At 70.5% G+C, this 19,383-nt stretch carries 15 protein-coding genes and 1 pseudogene; 8 read left to right on the top strand and 8 right to left on the bottom strand.

The genetic code is table 11. The features are described 5' to 3' along the window. Nucleotides 1-2 precede the first annotated feature (2 nt). Nucleotides 3-398: an MmcQ/YjbR family DNA-binding protein gene (locus tag GA0070608_RS23155; RefSeq protein ID WP_091630605.1), complete on the top strand. Its 396-nt coding sequence runs from the start codon at nucleotides 3-5 to the stop codon at nucleotides 396-398. Between the two features lie 43 nt (nucleotides 399-441). On the opposite strand, the gene GA0070608_RS23150 is transcribed toward GA0070608_RS23155, so the two are convergent. Then, on the bottom strand, nucleotides 442-1,620 hold the full coding sequence (locus tag GA0070608_RS23150; protein WP_218107568.1) for an MFS transporter: 1,179 nt from the start codon (nucleotides 1,618-1,620) through the stop codon (nucleotides 442-444). Between the two features lie 154 nt (nucleotides 1,621-1,774). After that, nucleotides 1,775-4,009, bottom strand: coding sequence for an ATP-binding cassette domain-containing protein (locus GA0070608_RS23145; protein ID WP_091630603.1), 2,235 nt, complete (start codon nucleotides 4,007-4,009; stop codon nucleotides 1,775-1,777). Nucleotides 4,010-4,070: 61 nt separating this feature from the next. Between GA0070608_RS23145 and GA0070608_RS23140 the strand changes: the two genes are divergently transcribed. Beyond that, entirely contained in the window at nucleotides 4,071-5,045 is a 975-nt protein-coding gene (locus GA0070608_RS23140) for a helix-turn-helix transcriptional regulator (RefSeq protein WP_091630602.1), read from the top strand. 127 nt (nucleotides 5,046-5,172) lie between these two features. On the opposite strand, the gene GA0070608_RS23135 is transcribed toward GA0070608_RS23140, so the two are convergent. Beyond that, nucleotides 5,173-6,159, bottom strand: a complete 987-nt coding sequence (locus GA0070608_RS23135; RefSeq protein WP_091635911.1) for a serine hydrolase domain-containing protein — start codon at nucleotides 6,157-6,159, stop codon at nucleotides 5,173-5,175. Between the two features lie 343 nt (nucleotides 6,160-6,502). Beyond that, nucleotides 6,503-7,633 carry an FAD-dependent oxidoreductase gene (locus GA0070608_RS23130; RefSeq protein ID WP_245715895.1) on the bottom strand — a complete coding sequence of 377 codons (1,131 nt, stop codon included), beginning with the start codon at nucleotides 7,631-7,633 and terminating at the stop codon, nucleotides 6,503-6,505. Nucleotides 7,634-7,656: 23 nt separating this feature from the next. Between GA0070608_RS23130 and GA0070608_RS23125 the strand changes: the two genes are divergently transcribed. The 3 genes from GA0070608_RS23125 (at nucleotide 7,657) to GA0070608_RS23115 (ending at nucleotide 9,883) form a co-directional block, all read left to right on the top strand. Continuing rightward, nucleotides 7,657-8,382: a TetR/AcrR family transcriptional regulator gene (locus tag GA0070608_RS23125; protein ID WP_091630601.1), complete on the top strand. Its 726-nt coding sequence runs from the start codon at nucleotides 7,657-7,659 to the stop codon at nucleotides 8,380-8,382. A gap of 103 nt (nucleotides 8,383-8,485) precedes the next feature. Then, nucleotides 8,486-9,091, top strand: a complete 606-nt coding sequence (locus tag GA0070608_RS23120) for a YdeI/OmpD-associated family protein (RefSeq protein ID WP_091630600.1) — start codon at nucleotides 8,486-8,488, stop codon at nucleotides 9,089-9,091. A 108-nt stretch (nucleotides 9,092-9,199) separates the two neighbouring features. After that, nucleotides 9,200-9,883 carry an SGNH/GDSL hydrolase family protein gene (locus GA0070608_RS23115; RefSeq protein WP_091630599.1) on the top strand — a complete coding sequence of 228 codons (684 nt, stop codon included), beginning with the start codon at nucleotides 9,200-9,202 and terminating at the stop codon, nucleotides 9,881-9,883. A 39-nt stretch (nucleotides 9,884-9,922) separates the two neighbouring features. On the opposite strand, the gene GA0070608_RS23110 is transcribed toward GA0070608_RS23115, so the two are convergent. From GA0070608_RS23110 to GA0070608_RS23100, 3 genes and pseudogenes are all read right to left on the bottom strand, one after another. Continuing rightward, nucleotides 9,923-10,222, bottom strand: a complete 300-nt coding sequence (locus tag GA0070608_RS23110) for a hypothetical protein (RefSeq protein ID WP_091630598.1) — start codon at nucleotides 10,220-10,222, stop codon at nucleotides 9,923-9,925. Between the two features lie 858 nt (nucleotides 10,223-11,080). Further along, complete coding sequence (locus GA0070608_RS23105) at nucleotides 11,081-11,824, bottom strand: ABC transporter permease (protein WP_091630597.1); 744 nt, start codon at nucleotides 11,822-11,824, stop codon at nucleotides 11,081-11,083. Between the two features lie 71 nt (nucleotides 11,825-11,895). Next, nucleotides 11,896-12,555: pseudogene (locus GA0070608_RS23100) on the bottom strand (ABC transporter ATP-binding protein); the annotation flags it as partial. Between the two features lie 131 nt (nucleotides 12,556-12,686). Here GA0070608_RS23100 and GA0070608_RS23095 point away from each other — a divergent pair. The 3 genes from GA0070608_RS23095 (at nucleotide 12,687) to GA0070608_RS23085 (ending at nucleotide 18,017) form a co-directional block, all read left to right on the top strand. After that, on the top strand, nucleotides 12,687-14,612 hold the full coding sequence (locus GA0070608_RS23095; protein WP_141719534.1) for a sensor histidine kinase: 1,926 nt from the start codon (nucleotides 12,687-12,689) through the stop codon (nucleotides 14,610-14,612). Beyond that, the gene (locus GA0070608_RS23090) at nucleotides 14,576-15,223 is read left to right on the top strand and encodes a response regulator transcription factor (RefSeq protein ID WP_091630594.1); all 648 of its coding nucleotides are present in this window, start codon (nucleotides 14,576-14,578) and stop codon (nucleotides 15,221-15,223) included. Before GA0070608_RS23095 ends, GA0070608_RS23090 begins: the two co-directional genes overlap by 37 nt. A 169-nt stretch (nucleotides 15,224-15,392) precedes the next feature. Further along, nucleotides 15,393-18,017, top strand: coding sequence for an ATP-binding protein (locus GA0070608_RS23085; protein ID WP_218107567.1), 2,625 nt, complete (start codon nucleotides 15,393-15,395; stop codon nucleotides 18,015-18,017). Nucleotides 18,018-18,869: 852 nt separating this feature from the next. On the opposite strand, the gene GA0070608_RS23080 is transcribed toward GA0070608_RS23085, so the two are convergent. Then, on the bottom strand, nucleotides 18,870-19,280 hold the full coding sequence (locus tag GA0070608_RS23080) for a hypothetical protein (protein ID WP_091630592.1): 411 nt from the start codon (nucleotides 19,278-19,280) through the stop codon (nucleotides 18,870-18,872). Between the last annotated feature and the right edge of the window lie 103 nt (nucleotides 19,281-19,383).

Raw genomic sequence — 19,383 nt, 5'->3', positions numbered from 1 at the left:
GCATGGCCACCTGGGAGGACGTACGCCGGATCGCGCTGGGTCTGCCGGAGACGGGCGAACACCCGTCCTACCAGGGAGCACCGTCGTGGAAGGTCCGCAACCGGGCGTTCGTCTGGGAGCGACCGCTGCGTCGCGCCGACCTGGACGCTCTCGGCGACGCCGCGCCGGACGGCCCGGTCCTCGGCGTGCGGGTGCCGGACCTGGGCGCGAAGGAGGCGCTGTTGGCCGACGCCCCCGCCGTCTACTTCACCACCCCGCACTTCGACGGCTACCCGATGGTCCTGGTCCGGCTGGACCGGATCGACCCCGACGAGTTGGCCGAGCTGCTCGTCGAGGCGTGGCTGGACCGGGCGCCGAAGCTGCTCGCGGCGGCCTACCGGGCGCAGCGGCGACCATAGGCGGGGCGTGCCGGCGGGCGCGCGGCGGCGCGTCCTCAACCGCTCACGGTGAGACGCTCTCCTGCGGGCTCATCGACCTCGTCGCGCCGAGCACGGCGAGCAGAGCGACGCCCGAGCCGAGGACCATGAGCATCGACGGCGACGACGCGTCGACCACGACGCCGCCGAGCACCGCGCCGAGCGCGATGGTGGCCTGGAACGACGAGGTGAACAGCACGGACGCGGCCTCCGTCACGCCCGCGGCGGCGGCCGTGAACCAGGACTGCGAGCAGACGGGCACGGCCCCGTAGGCCAGGCCCCACAGGACGAGCAGCATTGTCGCCCCGCTCGGTTCCGTGCCGAACACGAGAAGCAGCACGGTGGCGGAGGCGAGCGCGGCGGCGCTGGCGATCAGGGTGACCCGCAACCGGTGCCGCACGGTCGTGCCGGCGACGAAGTTGCCCACGACGCCGGCGATGCCGAAGACCAGCAGGAACGGGGTGACCGAACCAACGCCGGTGACCTGCTGCAGGAACGGGGTCACGTAGGTGTAGGTGCCGAAGTGCGCGGTCACGACGAGCACCGTCAGAACCAGTGCGGTGCGGCCGGTGCGACCACGCACCAGATCCACCAACGCCGCGAGCCGGACCGGTTGGGCAGCGGGCAGCGGCGGCAGTACCGCGACCAACGCCACCAGCACGATCACGGTGAGTGCGCCGAGCATGACGAATGCGGTACGCCAGCCACCGAACTGGGCGATGAAGGTCCCGGCCGGAACACCGAAGACCGATCCCAGCGGTACGGCCGAAAAGATCACCGCGGTTGCCACACCGACCCGCTCGGGCCGCACCAGCCGTGCCGCAAGGCCCGCGCCGATCGACCAGAAGCCACCGATCACGACGCCGACAAGTGCTCGGGACGTCACCACGACGGGGTAGGACGTCGCGGTGGCGGCGAGCACGTTCGCCACGGCCAGCAGCAGCATCAGACCACACAGCAGCATCCGCCGGTCGAGCCGGCCGACGGCGACGGTGACCACCGGTGCCGACACGGCCGCCAGCACACCCGGCATGGTCATCGTGAGACCGGCCGTGCCGTCGGAGATGCCAAACGTGGACCCGATCGAGGTCAACAGGCCGATCGGCAGGATCTCGGCGGTGACGATGGCGAAGATGCCCATCGCCACCGAGACCACAGCCAGCCAGCCGAGGAGCGGTGACCTGCTGAGGGCATCATGCGGCATGGTGGTCGAAGATGGAGTCGGAGTCGGCATGCGTCGAGCCAACAGTGATCGACGGGCGATTGCTGGCGGTATTCGGCCGCAACCGCCGGCGCTTCCGAGGCGGATCGCCAGGGGCGAGGGGGTCCCTGCCGTCACCCCTTTGACCGGTGGTTCCCTACCGCACGAGCGCCTGGCACGTGGGGGTGGCCTGGTCTGCGTAGTCGGCGACGTGCCCTTCGTAGAGGACGGTCCCGCCGTGCCGACCGGGTCCGGGGCCGAGGTCGATGAGCCAGTCGGCCCGGCGGACGACGTCCAGGTTGTGCTCGATGACGACGACCGTGTGGCCCCGGTCGACGAGGTTGTCGAGGACGCGCAGCAGTGTGTCGACGTCGCTCAGGTGCAGGCCGGTGGTGGGCTCGTCGAGCAGGTAGGTGGTGGGCCGGTCCGTCTCGCGGAGCTCCTTCGCGATCTTGACCCGCTGGCACTCCCCGCCGGAGAGCGTGCTCAGGGACTGGCCCAGCCGGAGATAGCCGAGACCGACGTCGGCAAGGTGTCCGATCGCACGGTTGATCTGCCGGTCAGGCAGCTGGTCGACGGCCTGGTCCACGGTGAGGCCGTCGACGTCGGCGATCGACAGTCCGTTGACCGTGTACCTGAGGACGTCCGGAGTGAAGCGTCGGCCCTGACACGTCTCGCAGACGACCTCGTGCCCATCCATGAAGGCCAGGTCGGTGTAGATGACACCGAGCCCGTTGCAGTCGGGGCAGGCGCCCGCGGAGTTGGCGCTGAACAGGCCGGCCGGCACCTGGTGGCGCGTCGCGAACAGCTTGCGGATCGCGGGCGCGATGCCGGTGTACGTGATCGGGGTGGAGCGCCGGTTGGTGCTGACCGGGCTCTGGTCGATGACGTTCGCGGTGTGCCGGGCCACCAGCTCGGCGGCGAGACTCGACTTGCCGGAGCCGGCGACCCCGGTGAGGACGGTCAGCACCCCGGTGGGCACATCCACGGACACGTGCCGCAAATTGTTGCGGGTGGCGTCGGCGACGGTGAGGCTTCCGGTCCCCCGGCGCGGATCCCGCTTCACCGGGCGATACCGGGAGAGGGCCCGGCCGGTGGGAGTGTCGGCGTGTCGGAGCTCGGCGAACGTGCCCTGGAACACGAGTCGGCCCCCGTCGGCGCCGGCACCGGGGCCGACCTCGACGATCTGGTCGGCGTGCGCCATGACGGCGGGATCGTGCTCGACGACGAGGATGCTGCTCCCCCGGTCGCGTAGCTGCTCCAGCAACCGGGTCACGGACTCGACGTCGCTCGGGTGCAGCCCGACGGTGGGCTCGTCGACGATGTAGGTCATCTCGATCAGGCTGGAACCGAGATGCTTGACCATCTTGATCCGCTGCGACTCCCCGCCGGACAGGGTGGTGGTCGCCCGGGACAGGGCGAGGTAGCCAAGTCCGATCGTGGTCATCGCCGCCAGGCGGGCAGTCAGCGCCGCGACGACGGGCGCGACGTGGGCGGCGGTGATGGTATCGACGAGGTCGGCCAGCTCGGTGACCTCCATCCGGGACATCTCGCCGATCGTGCGGCCCCGCACGGTGGCCGACCGCGAGGCCTCGTTGAGCCGGTCACCGTGGCACTCGGGGCAGACGTTCGAGCGGGTGAACTGGCGGATGGTCTCCTGCTTGCGCTCCGACAGGTTGTCGGAGGTGTGCAGGTAGATCCGCTCGAACCGCTCGACGACCCCCTCGTACGCCTTCGGGGGTTTGTGTCCCAGCGTCGCCGCCGCCGCGCCGCCATGGAGCAGCGCCTCGCGTTCCTGCCGGCTCCAGTCCCGCAGCGGGGTGTCGCGGTCGAAGGTGCCGATGTCGGCGTACTGGGAGTACCAGTAGCCGCCGTCGCCGAATCCCGGAAGCCGGATCGCCCCCTGCTCCAGGGACCGGTCCAGGTCGAGGAAGCGGTCGACCGCGCTGACCACCACCTCACCGAGCCCGGAGCAGGTCGGGCACATGCCGGCCGGATCGTTGAAGGAGAAGCGGTTCGACTCGCCCACGTGCGGTGTGCTCAGGCGGGAGAACAGCAGCCGCAGGTAGGTCCAGGCGTCGGTGACGGTGCCGACCGTCGAGCGGGCGTTGCCGCCGATCCGGCGCTGGTCGATCACGATCACCGGCGACAGGCCGCCGATGTGCTCGACCTCGGGGCGGGTCCACTTCGGCAGCCGGTTACGGGCGAAGGGCGGAAAGGTCTCGTTGAGCTGATGACCCGCCTCGGCGGCGATCGTGTCGAACACCAGCGACGACTTGCCCGACCCGGACACGCCGACGAAGACGACCAGCCGGTTGCGCGGGACGTCCACGTCCAGCCCGGCCAGGTTGTTGGTGCGGGCGCCCCGAATGGTGATGCTGCGGTGTTCCATGCCCCGACGCTATGGCCAGATGCGGTCAGATCATGACCGCATCTCGCGGCAGAATGATCGCATGGCGGACGTGACCGAACGGATGCTCTCCCTGCTGTCGACGCTGCAGACCGGCCGGTCCTTCAGCGGCGACGAACTGGCCCGGCGGCTCGGGATCAGCCCGCGAACGCTGCGCCGGGACGTCGATCGGCTCCGCGGCTACGGATACCCGGTCGACACCCAGCCGGGACCGGGCGGCTACTACCGGCTCGCCGCCGGTCGGACCATGCCCCCGCTCGTGCTCGACGACGACGAAGCGGTCGCCACCCTGCTCGGGCTGGCCTCCCTCGCCGCCACCGGACCCGCTACGTCCGGGGGGATCGACGAGGCAGCCACCCGCACCTACGGCAAGCTGGACCAGTTCCTCCCCGCCAGGCTGCGGCCCCGGGTCGCGGCCATCCGGGCCAGCCTCGAGACGAGCCCGCACGAAGCCCCGCCCGTGACCGCCGGACAACTCAGCCTCATCGCCGACGCCGTCGCCCGGCACGAGGTCGTGACGTTCACCTACACCGACGCCCACGGCGAGCGGACTCGGCGGCGGGTCGAGCCCTACCGGCAGATCCACCACCTGCTGCGGTGGTACCTCCTGGCGTGGGACACCGATCGGGCGGACTGGCGGGTGTTCCGCCTCGACCGCCTCGCCGACCCACTGCGCACCGGCGTCCACTACGCGCCACGCCCGCTGCCGGCCGAGTCGGCGCTGGAGTATCTGCGTCGCGGTCTCCACAGGACCAGGCAGTGGGTCACCCTCGTGGTCGACGCGCCGGCACCGCGCGTGCTCGACGCCCTCAGGTACCACGACGCCGAGATCGACGCCCTCGGCGACCAGCGGACCCGGGTCACCCTCGCGCTCGACTCCTGGCAGTGGTTGATGCTCAACCTCGCCTTCCTGGACGCGGACTTCAGGATCAACGCGCCACCCGAGTTCACGCAGGCGTGTCACACCTTCGCCAGCCGCCTGCTCGCCGCCACCGCAGACCCCGCCCATCCTCGGTAGCGGCGCTGTCGGCGTACGGGTCAACGTCACAGCCGGGTACAGCTGAACTTGCACAGCGTCGTGCAGGTGGCGGAGGCACCTCCAGGTGTGTGCCCTGCCGATGGGCTGACCGGCGGGCGCGGTGCCGTCAAGCCATCGCGGGAAGGATGACCCGTTCCAGCACCGTGAGCGGGGTCCGCCACTGGTCGGGGTCGTCGTAGTTGCCGGCGGTGATGGCCACGGTGAGGTCCAGGTCGGGCAGGACGAACAGGCGTTGGCCGCCGTTGCCCATGCCGGCCACCAGCCGATGGCCGTCGATGGATTCGATGTACCACTGGTAGCCGTACTGCGCGCCCCAGTTGGTCTGCAGGCGTGGCTGGAGCATCGTGTGTATCCAGTCGGCGGGGACGATCCGCTGACCGTCCAAGGTTCCCTCGGCCAGCACCAGTTCGCCGAGCCGGGCCAGGTCGCGGGGCGCGAGTCGCAGCCCGGACGCGGCGGAGGCCACTGCGTCCGCGCCGGTCATCCACTCGAAGCTGCCGATGCCCAGCGGCGCGAACAGCACGGCCTGCGCGTACTGCGGCAGCGACTGCCCGGTGCCGTCGGCGATCAGTCGGCCGAGCAGAGCCGTGGCACCGCCGCAGTAGGTCCATCGGGTGCCGGGCGGCTCGAGGATCGGCCGCTCCAGGATGTACCGGTACCGGTCCGGCGCCAACTCCATCGCGATCTCGGCGTTGGCCGGGCTGTTGTACGGGAGATCTTCGCACCATTCCACGCCCAACGACATTGTCAGTGCGTGCTCGACGGTGAGCCGGGCACGCCAGGGATCGGCCGCCAGGTCGGGGTACTGCGGGAACCGCCGCAGGAGCGGCTCCGCCGGCGGCGGGACCAGCCCTTCGCCGAGCGCGATGCCGTACAACAGGACGGTCACGCTCTTGGTGGCGGACCGGATGTCGTGTAGGACCCCGGGCCCGAACTCGACGACGCCCAGCGAGTCGCCCCAGGCGAAGTCCTCACCGGCCCCGTAGTACTCCAGCACGGTGTGACCACCGCGAACCGCCGCGACGGTGTGCAGACCGCCGACCTGGCCAGCTCGAAGTATTTCGTCGAGACGGTCACGCAACTGCGTCGTCATGGGCACTCCGAGGGGGGCGATGCCGGCCAGCGGAACAGCATGCTCGTTATACCGGAGTTTCCGCTTCTCAAGCGACCCGGTTGGGAGGGCCAAGCCCGGCCCGCCGCAGATGTCCGCCGCAGCCAGGTCGACGGTGCGCGGGGTGGTGCCGAGCACGAGCAGCACAACCCGCCACGTACAGCGCGAGATGCCGCCGCGCGTCCGCATCTGCCGCCGCGCGGGCGACAGGGGGCCGCACCTGCGAGACCGACACCGTCAGGTGACCGCTCGTGCCGATGAGCGGACATCCGATCTTCCAGGGCAGGAGCGCCTACCAGGGCGAGGCCGGCTGCGTCGCGTGTTGTCAGGCTGTGGGTGCCGGCTCGGTGGGCTGTGGCGTGAAGAAGCGGATGATGTCGTCGGCTGCCGTGGGGGACAGCATCATTGCTTGGACTCGTGCGGACATTTCAGCGATCGGGTGGGTCCTGGTGAACATCGCCTCCTCGTACGCCTGGATCGCCGAGTCGGGGTCGGCGGGGTTGGTGGCGAGTTCGGCGGCGAGTTCGGCGGCGTCGAGCATGGCCTGGTTGGCGCCCTCGCCGACCGGCGGCATGAGGTGCGCGGCGTCACCGATGAGGGTGATGCCCGGCTGGTGGGCCCATCGTGTACCGGTGGGCATCGCCTCGATCCTGCGTGGGGTCGGCAGGCTGTCGCCGGCTTCGATGAGTGCGGTGAGCCTGGGGTTCCAGCCATCGAACATGTCCAGCAGAGCGCGCTTGCTGCGGTAGGTGTCCATGTGGCGATCGTCCGCGCGTAGGGAGATCCCGACTCGGATGCCGCCGTCACCGAGGCGTTGTGCTGCCAGGATCTGGTTCACGCCAATGCACCAGAGGTTTCCGGGGCCGACCAGTTCGGCGAGATCCGGGTGGCGCCGGTCGGCGTCGCTGATGCTCAGCTCTACCAAGGTGGCCACGGAGGAGAGTGTCGCGTCGGTCAGCAGCGACCGGACGACCGAGCGTCCGCCGTCCGCACCGATGAGGACGTCACAGTCGGCGCTGTGGCCGCCATCGAACGTCAGCCCGAAGCCTCCGTCGGGTCGTGGCATCGCCGCGACGAGCCGGTGCTGCCAGGCCACCGCGTCGCCGGGGAGCGAATCGAGCAGAAGATCACGCAGTGCGCTGCGGTCGATCTCGGGGCGTCCGGAGAATGAGCCGGGTTGCGGCTTGTGGTGTACGAGGGTACGCCCGGCCGGGTCGAGAATGCGATGTTCCTCGCCCTCCGGCCGCGCCTCGGACCGGAACCGGCCGATGAGGCCCGCATCGGCCAGGGCCTGTTGCCCGGACTCCGGGTGCAGGTCGAGCGATCCGCCCTGTGATCGCGCGGATCGGCTTGCCTCGCGTTCGTACACCACCGCGCCGATGCCGTGCCGGTGCAGGATTCGGGCCAGCGTCAGGCCGCCGAGGCCACCGCCGGCGATCGCGATTCGCATCGTCATCTCCCTTACCGTACGCTGTACTTATGGATACGCCGTACGGTAGCGCACCGCTGCCCGTCTGGGAACGGCCCGAGCCCCAGCCGCGGGCGGCGCCGGTGCCGCTGAACCGCGCGAAGATCGCCGACACGGCGATCCGGCTCGCCGACGCACACGGACTCGACGGGCTATCGGTACGCAAGATCGCCAAAGAGCTCGGCGTCGGCCCGATGCGGCTCTATGACTACGTGACCAACAGATCCGAACTGCTCGATCTGATGGTCGACGCCGTGTACGCCCAGATCGCGGAGGCCGGCCAGCACTCCGAGTGGCGCGCCACGGTACTGGCCATCGTTCAGCGGACCCGCGATGCCGCTCTTGATCATGAGTGGTTCGCCGACCTGCTCGGCGCAAGGCCACACATAGGACCTCACGCGCTCGCCGTGGGCGAATCGACCGCGGCGGCGCTCAGCCAGGCCCCTGGCCTGCGCGGCATCGACGATCTCCAGCGGGCGGTGGGCGCCCTCAACGCGTTCGTCGTCGGAGCACTCCGCAGGGAGATCACCGAGCGACGCACCGCCCGTTCCACCGGCACCGACGTGTCCGCCTGGCAGGCCGCCCTCGGACCCTACCTGACACGCATGCTCGAAACAGGCCGCTACCCCACCGTCGCCCGGCTCGTCATCGACGGCGCCCACCTCAACGCCGAGGAGACCTTCCACCACAACCTGATCACCATCCTGGACGGCATCACCAGCCATCCCCACACGTGACCTACTACTCGCAGGCCAGTACCCGCTGAACACCGACAGCCCGACGAGCCGGACCGTCCCACAGGCAGAGGCGGCGGCCACGGCACAGCGATAGCCTGCGGTCATGGCGAGCGCTGAACTGAATGAGTTGATCGTCGCGGACGCCGACGCGCTGCGCGCGTGGTTGTCGGCCAACCACGCCACGTCGCCCGGCGTCTGGCTCGCCCTGACCAGGAAGGGCGGCACAGTCACGACGCTGACCTGGCAGCAGGCGGTTGACGAGGCCCTGTGTTTCGGCTGGATCGACGGGCAGGCCCGTAAACGGGATCACGAAACCTCCTGGATCCGGTTCACCCCTCGCAGGCCCCGCAGTTCCTGGTCACAACGCAACGTCGCCCACGTGGCCCGACTGGAGGTGCAGGGGCGAATGCTGGCCCCAGGCCGCGTCGCGGTGGAAGCCGCGAAGGCGGACGGGCGGTGGGCGGCCGCCTACGCCCCGCCGTCGGAAGCCGAGGTGCCGGCCGACCTCCTCGCCGCTATCGCTGCCGACCCCGCCGCCCAGGCAATGTTCGACGTACTCACCAAAACCAACCGGTTCGCTCTCATCCACCGCGTCAATGCCGTCAAACGGGCGCAGACCCGCGAGCGGAAGATCGGCGAGTTCGTTGCCATGCTGGCCCGCCACGAGACGATCTACCCGCAGAAGGCCGAGCCTCCGCACTCGCCGTGATCGGCATCTTCATGATCATGTGTACTCATCTGGCTGCGGAGCGCATGCGGTGGTCAGAGCGGGGCAGCATTCTCAGTCCGGTCCCGGGGCGTCGGCTAGCCTGCCAGGATGGCATCGACGTTGAGCGAAGCAGTGGATCCGTGGTGCCTGCGCGACGGGGAGAGCGCGGGGCTGCTGCGCGAGCACCCGTGGCGACGGTTCGCGGTGTTGGGCGACAGCGTGGCGGAAGGGCTATGCGAGCCCGCCGACGGCTATCCCGACGTACAGTGGGCCGACCGGATCGCCGCCGAACTCCGCGCCGTCCGGCCGGATCTGGCGTACCTCAATCTGGGCCTGCGGGGGCTGCGGGCGCACGAGGTGCGCGCCGCCCAGCTCGCCCCGGCCCTGGCGTTCCGCCCCGACCTGGCGCTGGTGGTCTGCGGCGGCAACGACGCCTTCGCACGGGGGTACGACGCGGACGCGGTCGACGCCGAACTGACCGCCATGATCGAGGCGCTCCAGGCCGCCGGGGCGGACGTGATCACCGTCGGCATGTTCGACGTGTCGCTCAGCCCCGCCGTGCCGGAGCGGCACCGCGCCGGCCTGGGCGAGCGGATGCGACGGCTCTCCGCGCACACCGGGGCCCTCGCGGAGCGGCTCGGCACCCTGCACGTACGGCTCACCGACCACCCGCTCACCGCCGATCCGTCGATGTACAGCAGCGACGGCCGGCACGGCAGCGCCCGCAGCGACGCCATCGCCGCAGCCGAGACCGTCCGCCGCCTCGGCACCCACCTGGTGCCTCATCTTTGAAGGTGATCGTGCAATGGCCGGCGGAGGATCCACCCGCAGTCAGCCGGCGTCACAGACGTCCCGGAGGGTCTGGGCGTCACGGTCCGTTCTGGCCTGCACCGCGTCGTGGTCGCCCGAGACCATGCCCGACAGGATGAAGCGCAGCTCCGAGAAGTCCTGCGACAGTGCCACCGTGGCCTGGTAGACGCCGCCGTCGGCGTTCAGACTCGCGCCCATCATGCCCTGGTACGCCGTCGTGGCGGCGGCCAGCCGGCTCTGCCTGGTCGAACCCGAGGTCCGGTAGAACCGGTCGACGACCGCGAGCGCTTCCTCGCAGCCGGCTGGCAGCAGCGGCGCCATCGACGGCAGCCGACCCGGGGCGGGCGTCCTCGGCGTCCTCGCGGTGGGGCGGGGTGTCGTCGCGTCCGGCGCGGTCGTCGGGCCCGTTGTGCTCTGGTCTGGCGTGCTCTGGTCTGGCCTGGACGAGTTACGCCCCGCCGATGGTCCCGATCCGGCTCCCGGGGCCGGCGGCGGCACGGAGGGCTCCCGTGGCAGCACGTACGCGAGCAGAGTGAGAACAGTGGCCGCCACACCGGCGATCGCGCCCACCGCGGCCCAGTCCGGTTTGCGCAACGCGGAGCTACTTCCGGACGGGCTGCGCCCTGGTCGTTGACTGCTGATGCCTCCAATGTAGCGGTAGAGCCGATCCGGGGACGGTCCGCGCCTTCCCAGTTTGCCGCCGCCTTCAGCGAGGTAGGTGACGTGTTCTCGCTGGCAAGCGCATTGATTGGCAACAATCAAGAAGGATGCTCGGTAAGATCAAGTCAGAGGTCCATCATGGCTGACGACCTGCACCCCGGACGGCACTACCGGTTCTCCACGTCGCGCTACCGACTGCGAGCCGGGTACGGGTGTAGCGTCCGAAGTGCGGAGCGGGTCGGGGCCGCAACACGCCCGCTCCTCGGCATCGGCTCGAGAAACGCCGCGCGGGCGCACCTCCAGGTCGGTGACCTGCTGCGGGCAGGCCGCGCGCTGGTCGACGCGGACCGGACCGCGCCGGCTGAGGTCCGGTGCCGACCCGTCGGTCGTACGGTGATCGCCGAATTGACGCGCGGCGGCCCCGCACCGGCCGACGTGGCGCACCTGGCCAGCCTGGTCGGCCTGACCCGCCGACCGCACCGACCGGGCCCGTCCCCCGTCACGGCACCCGACCGCGGATCACTCCCAGCGGAAGTAGCGGGCCGCGGCCCCGCCCAGCACCACGGTGAACGCCACCATCACGGCCAGGTGCATCAGCGTGGGCCACGACCCCACCCAGGCGTCCTGCACGGCCTGGGACGCGGCCCCCAACGGGGTGAAGTCGGCGATCTTCCGCACCACATCAGGCATCTGCGGCCCCGGCGTCCACACCCCGGCGAAGAACATCATCGGGAAGTAGATCAGCATGCCGATCCCCGACGAGGCCCGGGCGCTCGCCGTTACCGCCGCCACGAGCAGTGCGAGAGCACACATCGTGCTCGACCCGAGCGTGAACGCCAGCACGAAACCGACCGCGTTGCCGGGCGGCGGGACGGCGAAGACGGTCGCCGCCACCAGCCAGGCCAGGCCGCACGCGACCAGCAGTGCGGCGACGTTCACGGCCACCTGCGCGACGAGCAACGCCGTCGGCGAGACCGGGGTGGTCGACAGCCGGCGCAGGACGCCCCGCTCGCGGTAGCTGGCCAGCACGCCCACCAGCGTCACCATCGTCACCGTCGCGATGGCCAGCGTCATGGTGATCGGCAGGTAGACCTCCAAGGGACGTCGGCCGTCCAGATCGTCCGACGGGTCCCGGACCCCCGGCATGGCCAGGCCGAGCACCAGGATCAGCAGGGCCGGGAACGCGATGGCGAAGAACGTGCCGACCGGATCCCGGAGAAACAACTTCGCCTCGACACGGATGATCTTGGAAAGGGCGGTCATCGGTTGCTCCTGGCAGAGGTGAGGGAGAGGATCGCGTCCTCGAGGGTGGGCCGTTCGACGCCGGGCACCCGGGCACCGGCGATCAGGTTGCGAGGAGTGTCGACGGCGACCACCCGGCCGGCCGCGACGACCGCCAACCGGTCACAGAGGCGCTCCGCCTCGTCCATGAAGTGGGTCACCAGCACGACCGTGACGCCACGGTCCCGGACGTGGCGGACCAGTTCCCAGGTGTCGCGCCGCGCCTGCGGGTCCAGCCCCGTGGTCAGCTCGTCCAGGATCGCCACCTTCGGGTTGCCGACCAGTGCGAGCGCGATCGACAGCCGCTGCTTCTGGCCGCCGGAGAGCTTCGCGAAGACCGATTTGCGCTTGGGGGTCAGGCCCAGCTCGTCCATCAGCTCCCGCCAGTCGGCCGGGTGCGGATAGAACGAGCTGTACAGGTCGAGGGCCTCCCACACCTTGATCTGGTCCGGCAGCTGGCTCTCCTGGAGTTGGATACCCAGCTTCTGCCGCACCGCCGCGCGGTCCCGGCGCGGGTCCAACCCCAGCACCCGCACCGTCCCCGAGTCCGGGGTCCGAAGCCCCTCGACACACTCCACGGTGGTGGTCTTGCCGGCGCCGTTCGGGCCGACAAGCCCGAAGATCTCGCCCTCGTCCACGCTCAACGACACATCGGCGACGGCCACCTGGTCGCCGTACTGTTTGCGGAGGTTCCGCACCTCGATGACTGACATGCCGACAACGCTAGGAATCTCACCGGGCGCGGAGAATGGATCCAGCCGCCCGGTGGGGGTGTACCCAGCCCCACCCCTGGTCGGTAGCCTGCCCCAGTGCGGCGGCGGTCGGTGAAGCGAAGACTCGGCCCGTGACCCGCTTCGCACTCGCCGTACCACGCTGCGTCGCCCTGGTCGTGCTGAGCGTGGCCGGGTTCGCCTACGGGCACTTCCTCGTCCTCGGCGCCACCATGGTGATCGCCTATCCGCTCGCCACCGCCGGCCAGTTCCGGCTGACCGCGTTGGCTCGCCGGCTCGCCCGCGCCTGGGCTGGGGCCGACCTCCCCGCCCCCGTCCGGTCGCCGCCACCCACACCGCACCGGCGCGAGGACGGCTGGTACGCCCACGACGGCACGTTGTACAAGTCGCCCCGAGTGCCGGCGTTCCTGCTCAAGCTGGAGCACCACTCGAAAGACCCGACGCTCGCCCGGGAATGGCTGTGGCTGATCCTCACCCCGGTCACCGGCGCGGTCCCGATCCTGGTGCCCCCCGCACTGATCGCCGCCGGTGTGCTGCTGCTCGCCTCGCCCCCCTGGGCTTTCGCTTGGTCGGTGCCGGCGGGCGTCGGGGCGGTCGTGGCCGCGTTCCTGCTCGCGCCGTGGGCGCTACGGGCGTACGGGCTGTGGGCCGGCGTGCTGCTGGGGACCGGGAAGCCGCCGCAGACGGCGGTCAGCCGATGGGTCACCTGGACGTCGGCCGCGACCTGGCGGGGGGCCGGCCTGGCCGGGCTGTCGCTCGCCGCCTTCGGCGGCCTGCTACTCAACCTGCTCACCGCAGCCCTGTCGTGGGGCGGGCTGCTGCCGTACACCCTGCCGGTCACGCGGTCACTGGTGGAGCTCTACCGGCGCCAAGTCGGCCGGTGGACAGGCCGCGACCTTCCCGGACCGTACCGGCCATACCCGCCGTCGCCCAGCCCCGGCGAGGACGGCAACTACCGAATCGGGCGGGTCCTGTACACCGACCTCCCGGCGGCTGTCCAAGCGCAGCGGCCTGGGTGGCTGTTCGGCGACCCGGCCACCTGGCGGGACCAGCTGTGGTCACTGGGCTCGGTCGTCCTGGCCCCGCTATCGTTAGCCCCGGCGGTCCTGGTCGGCTTCGGGTTCTACGGCCTGTTCTGCCAGCCCCTGACGTGGGCGGGCTGGGCGGTGCCGATCGGCCTGTTCACCGGTTACTGGGCCACCCCGTTCTATTTATGGTTCGGCATCGAGCACGTCGGCCTCGTCGCGCCGTGGTTTCCGGACTGGGCGAGCATGCCCGTCGGGCTGGTCATGGCGCTGCTCGGTCTGGGCCTGGCCGGCCCGTTGATGCGGCTGCGGCTGGCGTGGGACCGGCTCCTGCTCGCCCCTACGGCGGCCACCGTGCTCGCCTCGCGGGTCGCGCACCTCGCCACCACCCGGGCCGACGCCGTCGACGTGCAGGCGGCCGAACTGCGCCGCATCGAGCGCGACCTGCACGACGGCGCCCAGGCCCGGCTCGTCGCCGTCGGGCTCGGCCTGGCCGCCGTCGCACGGCTCATGGAGACCGACCCGGTGCGGGCGCGGCGGGTGCTGGAGCAGGCGCAGGAGACGTCTTCCGCCGCGCTGGCCGAGCTGCGCGACCTGGTACGCGGCATCCATCCGCCGGTGCTGGCCGAGCGTGGACTCGGCGACGCGATCCGGGCGATCGCGCTCGACACACCGCTGCCGGTGGACGTGGACGTCGACCTGCCCGGCCGGCTCGGCGCGCCGGTCGAGTCGGCCGCCTACTTCGTCACCTGCGAGGCCCTCACCAACGCGGCCCGCTGCGCGGCTCACATCTCGGTCTCGCTGTCGTACCGCGACGGGGTGCTCCGGATGGTCGTCAGCGACGACGGTCCCGGCGGGGCCGACCCGGCCAAGGGGACCGGGCTGCGCGGCATCCAACGGCGGCTCGCTACATTCGACGGGACCCTGACCCTGCACAGTCCGCCCGGCGGACCCACCGTCGTCACCATGGAGATCCCGTGCGCGTCGTCCTTGCCGAGGACCTCCACATCCTGAGGGATGGACTGGTCCTGCTCCTCGAAAGCCACGGCTTCACCCTCGCCGAGGCCGTCGGCGACGGGCCGGCACTGCGTGCCGCCCTGGCCCGGCACCGGCCCGACGTGGCCATCGTCGACGTGCGGCTACCACCGACCTTCACCGACGAGGGCCTCCAGGCGGCGCTGGCCGCCCGGCGTGACATCCCCGGCCTGCCGGTGCTGGTGCTGTCCCAGCACGTCGAGCAGCTCTACGCCCGGGAGTTGCTGGCCGACGGGGCCGGCGCGATCGGCTACCTGCTCAAGGACCGTGTCCTGAACGCCGACCAGTTCATCGACGCCGTGCGCCGGGTCGCGTCGGGCGGCACCGCGATGGACCCCGAGGTGATCGCCAAGCTGCTGACGGCCGGCGGCACCGCCTCTCCCCTGGCCCGCCTCACGCCGCGCGAGCGGGACGTCCTCGAACTCATGGCTCAGGGGCGTTCCAACGCCGCCATCTCGCAGCGGCTGTTCCTCAGCGAGAGTGCCGTGGGCAAACACACCGCGAGCATCTTCGACAAGCTGCGTCTCCCCCCGTCCTCCGACGACAACCGCCGCGTCCTCGCCGTCCTCGCATACCTCAACAACGCCTGACTTCCTGCTCTCTTCCCTGCGACGTGGAGTCGTCACCACGCGCTACCGACGCCGGCGCGGCCCTCGCCACCGCACGCCCCGCCACCACCAACACTGACGGCACGGCTCAGGCGAGCTGGCCCAACCATGCGGATAGCCCTGCATGATAGGCGTCGATAGAATGCGTTCCGTGACGACGCCACTACCCCGACCCGGCGCGGCAAGGACAGCAGCTGAGTTCGTCGCTCGGCTGCGCGGCGTGAAGGCCTGGTCCCGACTCTCGTACCGGGCGCTTGAGCGGCGGGCGCGGAGGGTCGGGGACCAGTTGCCGGCGAGCACCGTCGCGACCTCGCTCAATCGGGTCTCGCTGCCGTCGGAGGAGGTGGTCGCAGCCCTGGTACGGGCCTGCGGCGGCGATCCGGCGGCCGTACGGGAGTGGGTGGAAGCCCGCCGCGCGTTGACCCTGTCCGACCACTTCGTGTCAGCTGTGGGCATGCCGGAACAGGCTCCCGGCCCGTCCGCCGAGCCGGGGACCGCGTCCCCGGCGGCACCCGCCGGGCCCGAGCCGGGCACGCACGCCGGCCCCCGTCCGGACGGGCCGGCCGCGCGGCAGGTGGCCCCCTGTCTACTACCACCGGACCTGCCGCTGTTCGTCGGTCGGGACGGCGAGCTGTCCGAGACGCTTCGGCTGCTGGACCTGACCTCGTCCGGGCCGGTGACAATGCTGATCAGCGGGCCGGCCGGCGTTGGCAAGACCGCCTTCGCGGTACGCCTCGGGCACCTTCTCGCCGCGCAGTTCCCGGACGGTCAGCTCTACATCGACCTGGGAGGGTTCGGTGACGAGCCGCTGGAGCCGATCACGGTCCTCGGTGCCTTTCTGCGCGCACTCGGCGTACGCGGGGGCACGGTGCCCTCGGAGCTGATGAGCCGGATCCACCTCTACCGCACCCTCCTGGCGCAGCGGCAGATGCTCATAGTCCTGGACAACGCGGCGACCACCCGGCAGGTCACCGACCTGCTACCGAACGGCGGGCGGTGCGCCGCCATCGTCACCAGCCGCACCACACTGGCGGACCTGGGCAGCCGCCGCCTGTCCCTGGGCACCCTCGACCAGGCCGCAGGGCTTGCGCTGCTTGGTGAGATGTTGGGTCGCGAGCGGGCCGCCGCGGAGCCCGCCGCGGCCCGGTCCATCGTGGAGACCTGCAGCGGTCTGCCCCTCGCGGTGTGGGTGGCCGGGGCACGGCTGGCCGCCCGACCGCACTGGCCGCTGACCAAGGTCGCCCAGGCGCTCGCCGACGAGCAGCGCAGGCTCGACGAACTGGCCGTCGGTGACGTCGCCGTACGGGCCAGCCTCGAACTCACCTACCGGGGAATGACCCCGACAGCGCAGCAGGCCCTGCTGATGCTCAGCCTGTCGCCCGGGCCGGACTTCGCCGCGTGGACGCTGGCCGCGCTGCTCGACACCACCCTCTCCGACGCGGAAGCCATCCTCGACGACCTGGTGGAGGTGCACCTTGTCGAAATCGGAGCGGTCGGTGCCAGTGGATTCCGCTACCGCCTGCACGACCTCGTGCGACTGCTCGGCCGGGAACTGCTGGAGCGGGAGGTGCCACGGCGGAGCCGGACGGAGGCGCTCACCCGACTGCTCGGCGCGAGCCTGCACCTGACCGACCTGACCGCAGATGCCCTGGGGGCAGACTTCCAGGGCGGCCCACAGGCCCAGATGGTGTCCTGGCGGCTCCCGGCGACAGACACCGACCAGTTTGTCGCCGATCCGGTGGCCTGGTTCGACGACGAGCGCCGCTTCCTCATCGCCCTGGTCGACCAGGCACTCGACGACGCCGGAACGGGGCCAGCCGCCGGGCCAGCCACTGGGCTGGCTGCCGGGCTGACCACGTTCTTCCAGGTCCGCAGCCACTTCGACGAGTGGGAACGGCTCCAGGGTCAGGCGCTCAAGGCCGCGCTGCACGCAGCAGACCTTCGTAGCGCCGCCAAGCTCCACCGCTGCCTCGGCGAGCTCACCACCATCCTGGACCGGTACCCGGAGGCGCTGGAACACTTCGAACAGGCCCTCCTGCTCGCCCACGGTCAGGATCTCGCCTTTCAGGCCAGCGCCACCGCCGGCCTGGCGTATGTGCACCGGCTGCTCGGTCAGTACGACCCGGCGGTGCGTCACTTCGAAGAGGCCGTCGATCTGGCTCGGTCCGTCGGCAATGTCAACTGCCTCGTCTACGCCACCAACGGCATCGGGGTCATCGACCTGGAACAAGGGCGGGTCGCCGCCGCCCGGCAACGGTTCGAGGAATGTCTGGGAATGAGCCGGGCCGCTGGCTACCGGCCCGGTGAGGCCCAAGCGTTGCGGTGCCTGGGGCAGAGCCACCGCGCCCTCGGCACCTACCCGATCGCCGCCGATTGTTTCCGACAGGCCGCCTCGATCAGCGAGGACCTCGGCGACCGGCTCTCCGCGACCCACGCCAACTGCTGGCTGGGCGACGTCCTGGTCCGCCAGGGCGAGCACGCCGAGGGACGTCGGCTGCTGGCCAGGAGTCTGTGGACCTACCGCGAGTTCGGCAACCTGTGGGGTGAGGCGGCGACGGTGTACGCGCTGGCAGAGGCGCAGCTTGCCGCCGGCCGCCCGGTACAGGCCCGCCGACGAGCGGAGGCCGCCGTGGACCTGTGGCGGCGGGTGGGTGCGAGGAGTTGGCTGGCCGTCGGCCTCGACACCCTTGCCGAGGCGCACCGCCTGGCGGGTGACCCGGTCGCCTCGTCCCGGATCCGCGCCGAGGCGTCGGCCGTCCGGGCCGCTGGAATGTGAAGGCACGCGTGGTACGGATGGACCGTTCGCCCTGCGGCTACCGTGACCGTACGGGTCATGGCAATCTGATAAGCCAAGCGGAGTTCCTGGTTGGGGTTGTCCTGGAGTGACAAACCTTGATACCGGAACTCCGCTTCTCACTTCCTGATCAACACATCCCTTGACCAGCCTCGCCCACGCCTAACTGAACGGCGTGGTACTAGAAGCCAGCGGACTCGCACGCCCTGTCGTAGACGGGGTAGGAGTTCCCCCGGAGTAATAGGTGCCGGACACCACGGTGCACCACTCTTGGTTGCCGCTCCAATTCTGGGCAACTGCGGTGTCACTGATGTGTGGGGCCGCGTAGGCGGTCGAAGTCGAACCCTTGGAGGCGCCGTTTGCGGTGATCGTCACTTTGATCTCGGCATCGGCCCACGGGCTGCAGTAGATGTGGCCGGTTGCGTAGACACTCGGGCTCCTGTACCAAGGTTCGTCCGCGACTGCATAGCAAGAGGTTGCTGCGGCTGCCTGGCCCATGGCTTGTGCTTGGGCGATGCCAGGTGTACTGACCACGGCGGCTGTGGCCGCCATAGCGACGATGCCCGATGCGGCTTTCTTAATCACTTTGTTGTCTCCTCCAAGTTAAGGTTCTTGGCGGCGATTGCCGAGGCGCATGGCCCGAGACCGCTCACCCCCCGGATGCGGCGTGCCGGTCGACTGGGCGGTGAGATAGGCCGCCAAGCGTGTTCAAAGTTTCTGCACGTGTTCAGGGCGCCCGGTTGGGGTCTGCCCGGTAGAACTGGGCAGACCCCAACGGATCCGCGCTAACTCATCGAATCGTTCGACTCACGTCAGCCGGAGCACCGACCCACGTCAGCCGCCGGTGCAGGGCGTTTTGATCGTCTCCTCCTCCTCGATGTTCGCCCCGTAAATCCAGCCGTACGGCGCCGCGCCTCCGGTGCTGACGTAGTACCACCAGTTGTTCGCCGAATTCTGGAACCGGCACCAGCCGCCAAGTCGCTGGCCCACATTGAGGTAGTCGCCCCTGGTGCCGCAGGTTTGGCCCGGACCGTTCCTGAGGGGGATGGACTTCGTCACGGTGGCGCCCCCGAGGCCGTTGCTCGTAGGGGTCCAACCGCAGACAGCCAGGGCGCCGATGGGGGCGTTCGACGGTGTGAAGTTCGGTGCCTGGTTCGTTGAGGCGCTGGCCGGTGCCGCACCCGATGCGACGCCGAACGCGATGGCAGCGCCCACTGCGAGCGCCCTCCGCTTCAGTTTCTGCACGTGCTCCTCCTTGGGACGAGACGGATTGAGAGGGTTCTTACATCGATCTGCGGCAAGCCTGACTGGCAACTGGTGATGCAGGGAAGGGTCTGAGCTGGGCGGA

Origin of the sequence: Micromonospora peucetia (genome assembly GCF_900091625.1) — a bacterium.
Taxonomy (GTDB): Bacteria; Actinomycetota; Actinomycetes; order Mycobacteriales; family Micromonosporaceae; genus Micromonospora; species Micromonospora peucetia.
This window is presented reverse-complemented; position numbering and strand designations above follow the sequence as displayed.

Excerpts from the sequence above, each read along its gene's own strand:
- GA0070608_RS23125 (WP_091630601.1), top strand. The coding sequence starts at position 7,657 with ATGGATACGCCGTACGGTAGCGCACCGCTGCCCGTCTGGGAACGGCCC.
- GA0070608_RS23135 (WP_091635911.1), bottom strand. The coding sequence starts at position 6,159 with ATGACGACGCAGTTGCGTGACCGTCTCGACGAAATACTTCGAGCTGGC.
- GA0070608_RS23150 (WP_218107568.1), bottom strand. The coding sequence starts at position 1,620 with ATGCCGCATGATGCCCTCAGCAGGTCACCGCTCCTCGGCTGGCTGGCT.
- GA0070608_RS23130 (WP_245715895.1), bottom strand. The coding sequence starts at position 7,633 with ATGACGATGCGAATCGCGATCGCCGGCGGTGGCCTCGGCGGCCTGACG.
- GA0070608_RS23155 (WP_091630605.1), top strand. The coding sequence starts at position 3 with ATGGCCACCTGGGAGGACGTACGCCGGATCGCGCTGGGTCTGCCGGAG.
- GA0070608_RS23120 (WP_091630600.1), top strand. The coding sequence starts at position 8,486 with ATGGCGAGCGCTGAACTGAATGAGTTGATCGTCGCGGACGCCGACGCG.
- GA0070608_RS23140 (WP_091630602.1), top strand. The coding sequence starts at position 4,071 with ATGGCGGACGTGACCGAACGGATGCTCTCCCTGCTGTCGACGCTGCAG.
- GA0070608_RS23145 (WP_091630603.1), bottom strand. The coding sequence starts at position 4,009 with ATGGAACACCGCAGCATCACCATTCGGGGCGCCCGCACCAACAACCTG.
- GA0070608_RS23105 (WP_091630597.1), bottom strand. The coding sequence starts at position 11,824 with ATGACCGCCCTTTCCAAGATCATCCGTGTCGAGGCGAAGTTGTTTCTC.
- GA0070608_RS23115 (WP_091630599.1), top strand. The coding sequence starts at position 9,200 with ATGGCATCGACGTTGAGCGAAGCAGTGGATCCGTGGTGCCTGCGCGAC.
- GA0070608_RS23110 (WP_091630598.1), bottom strand. The coding sequence starts at position 10,222 with ATGGCGCCGCTGCTGCCAGCCGGCTGCGAGGAAGCGCTCGCGGTCGTC.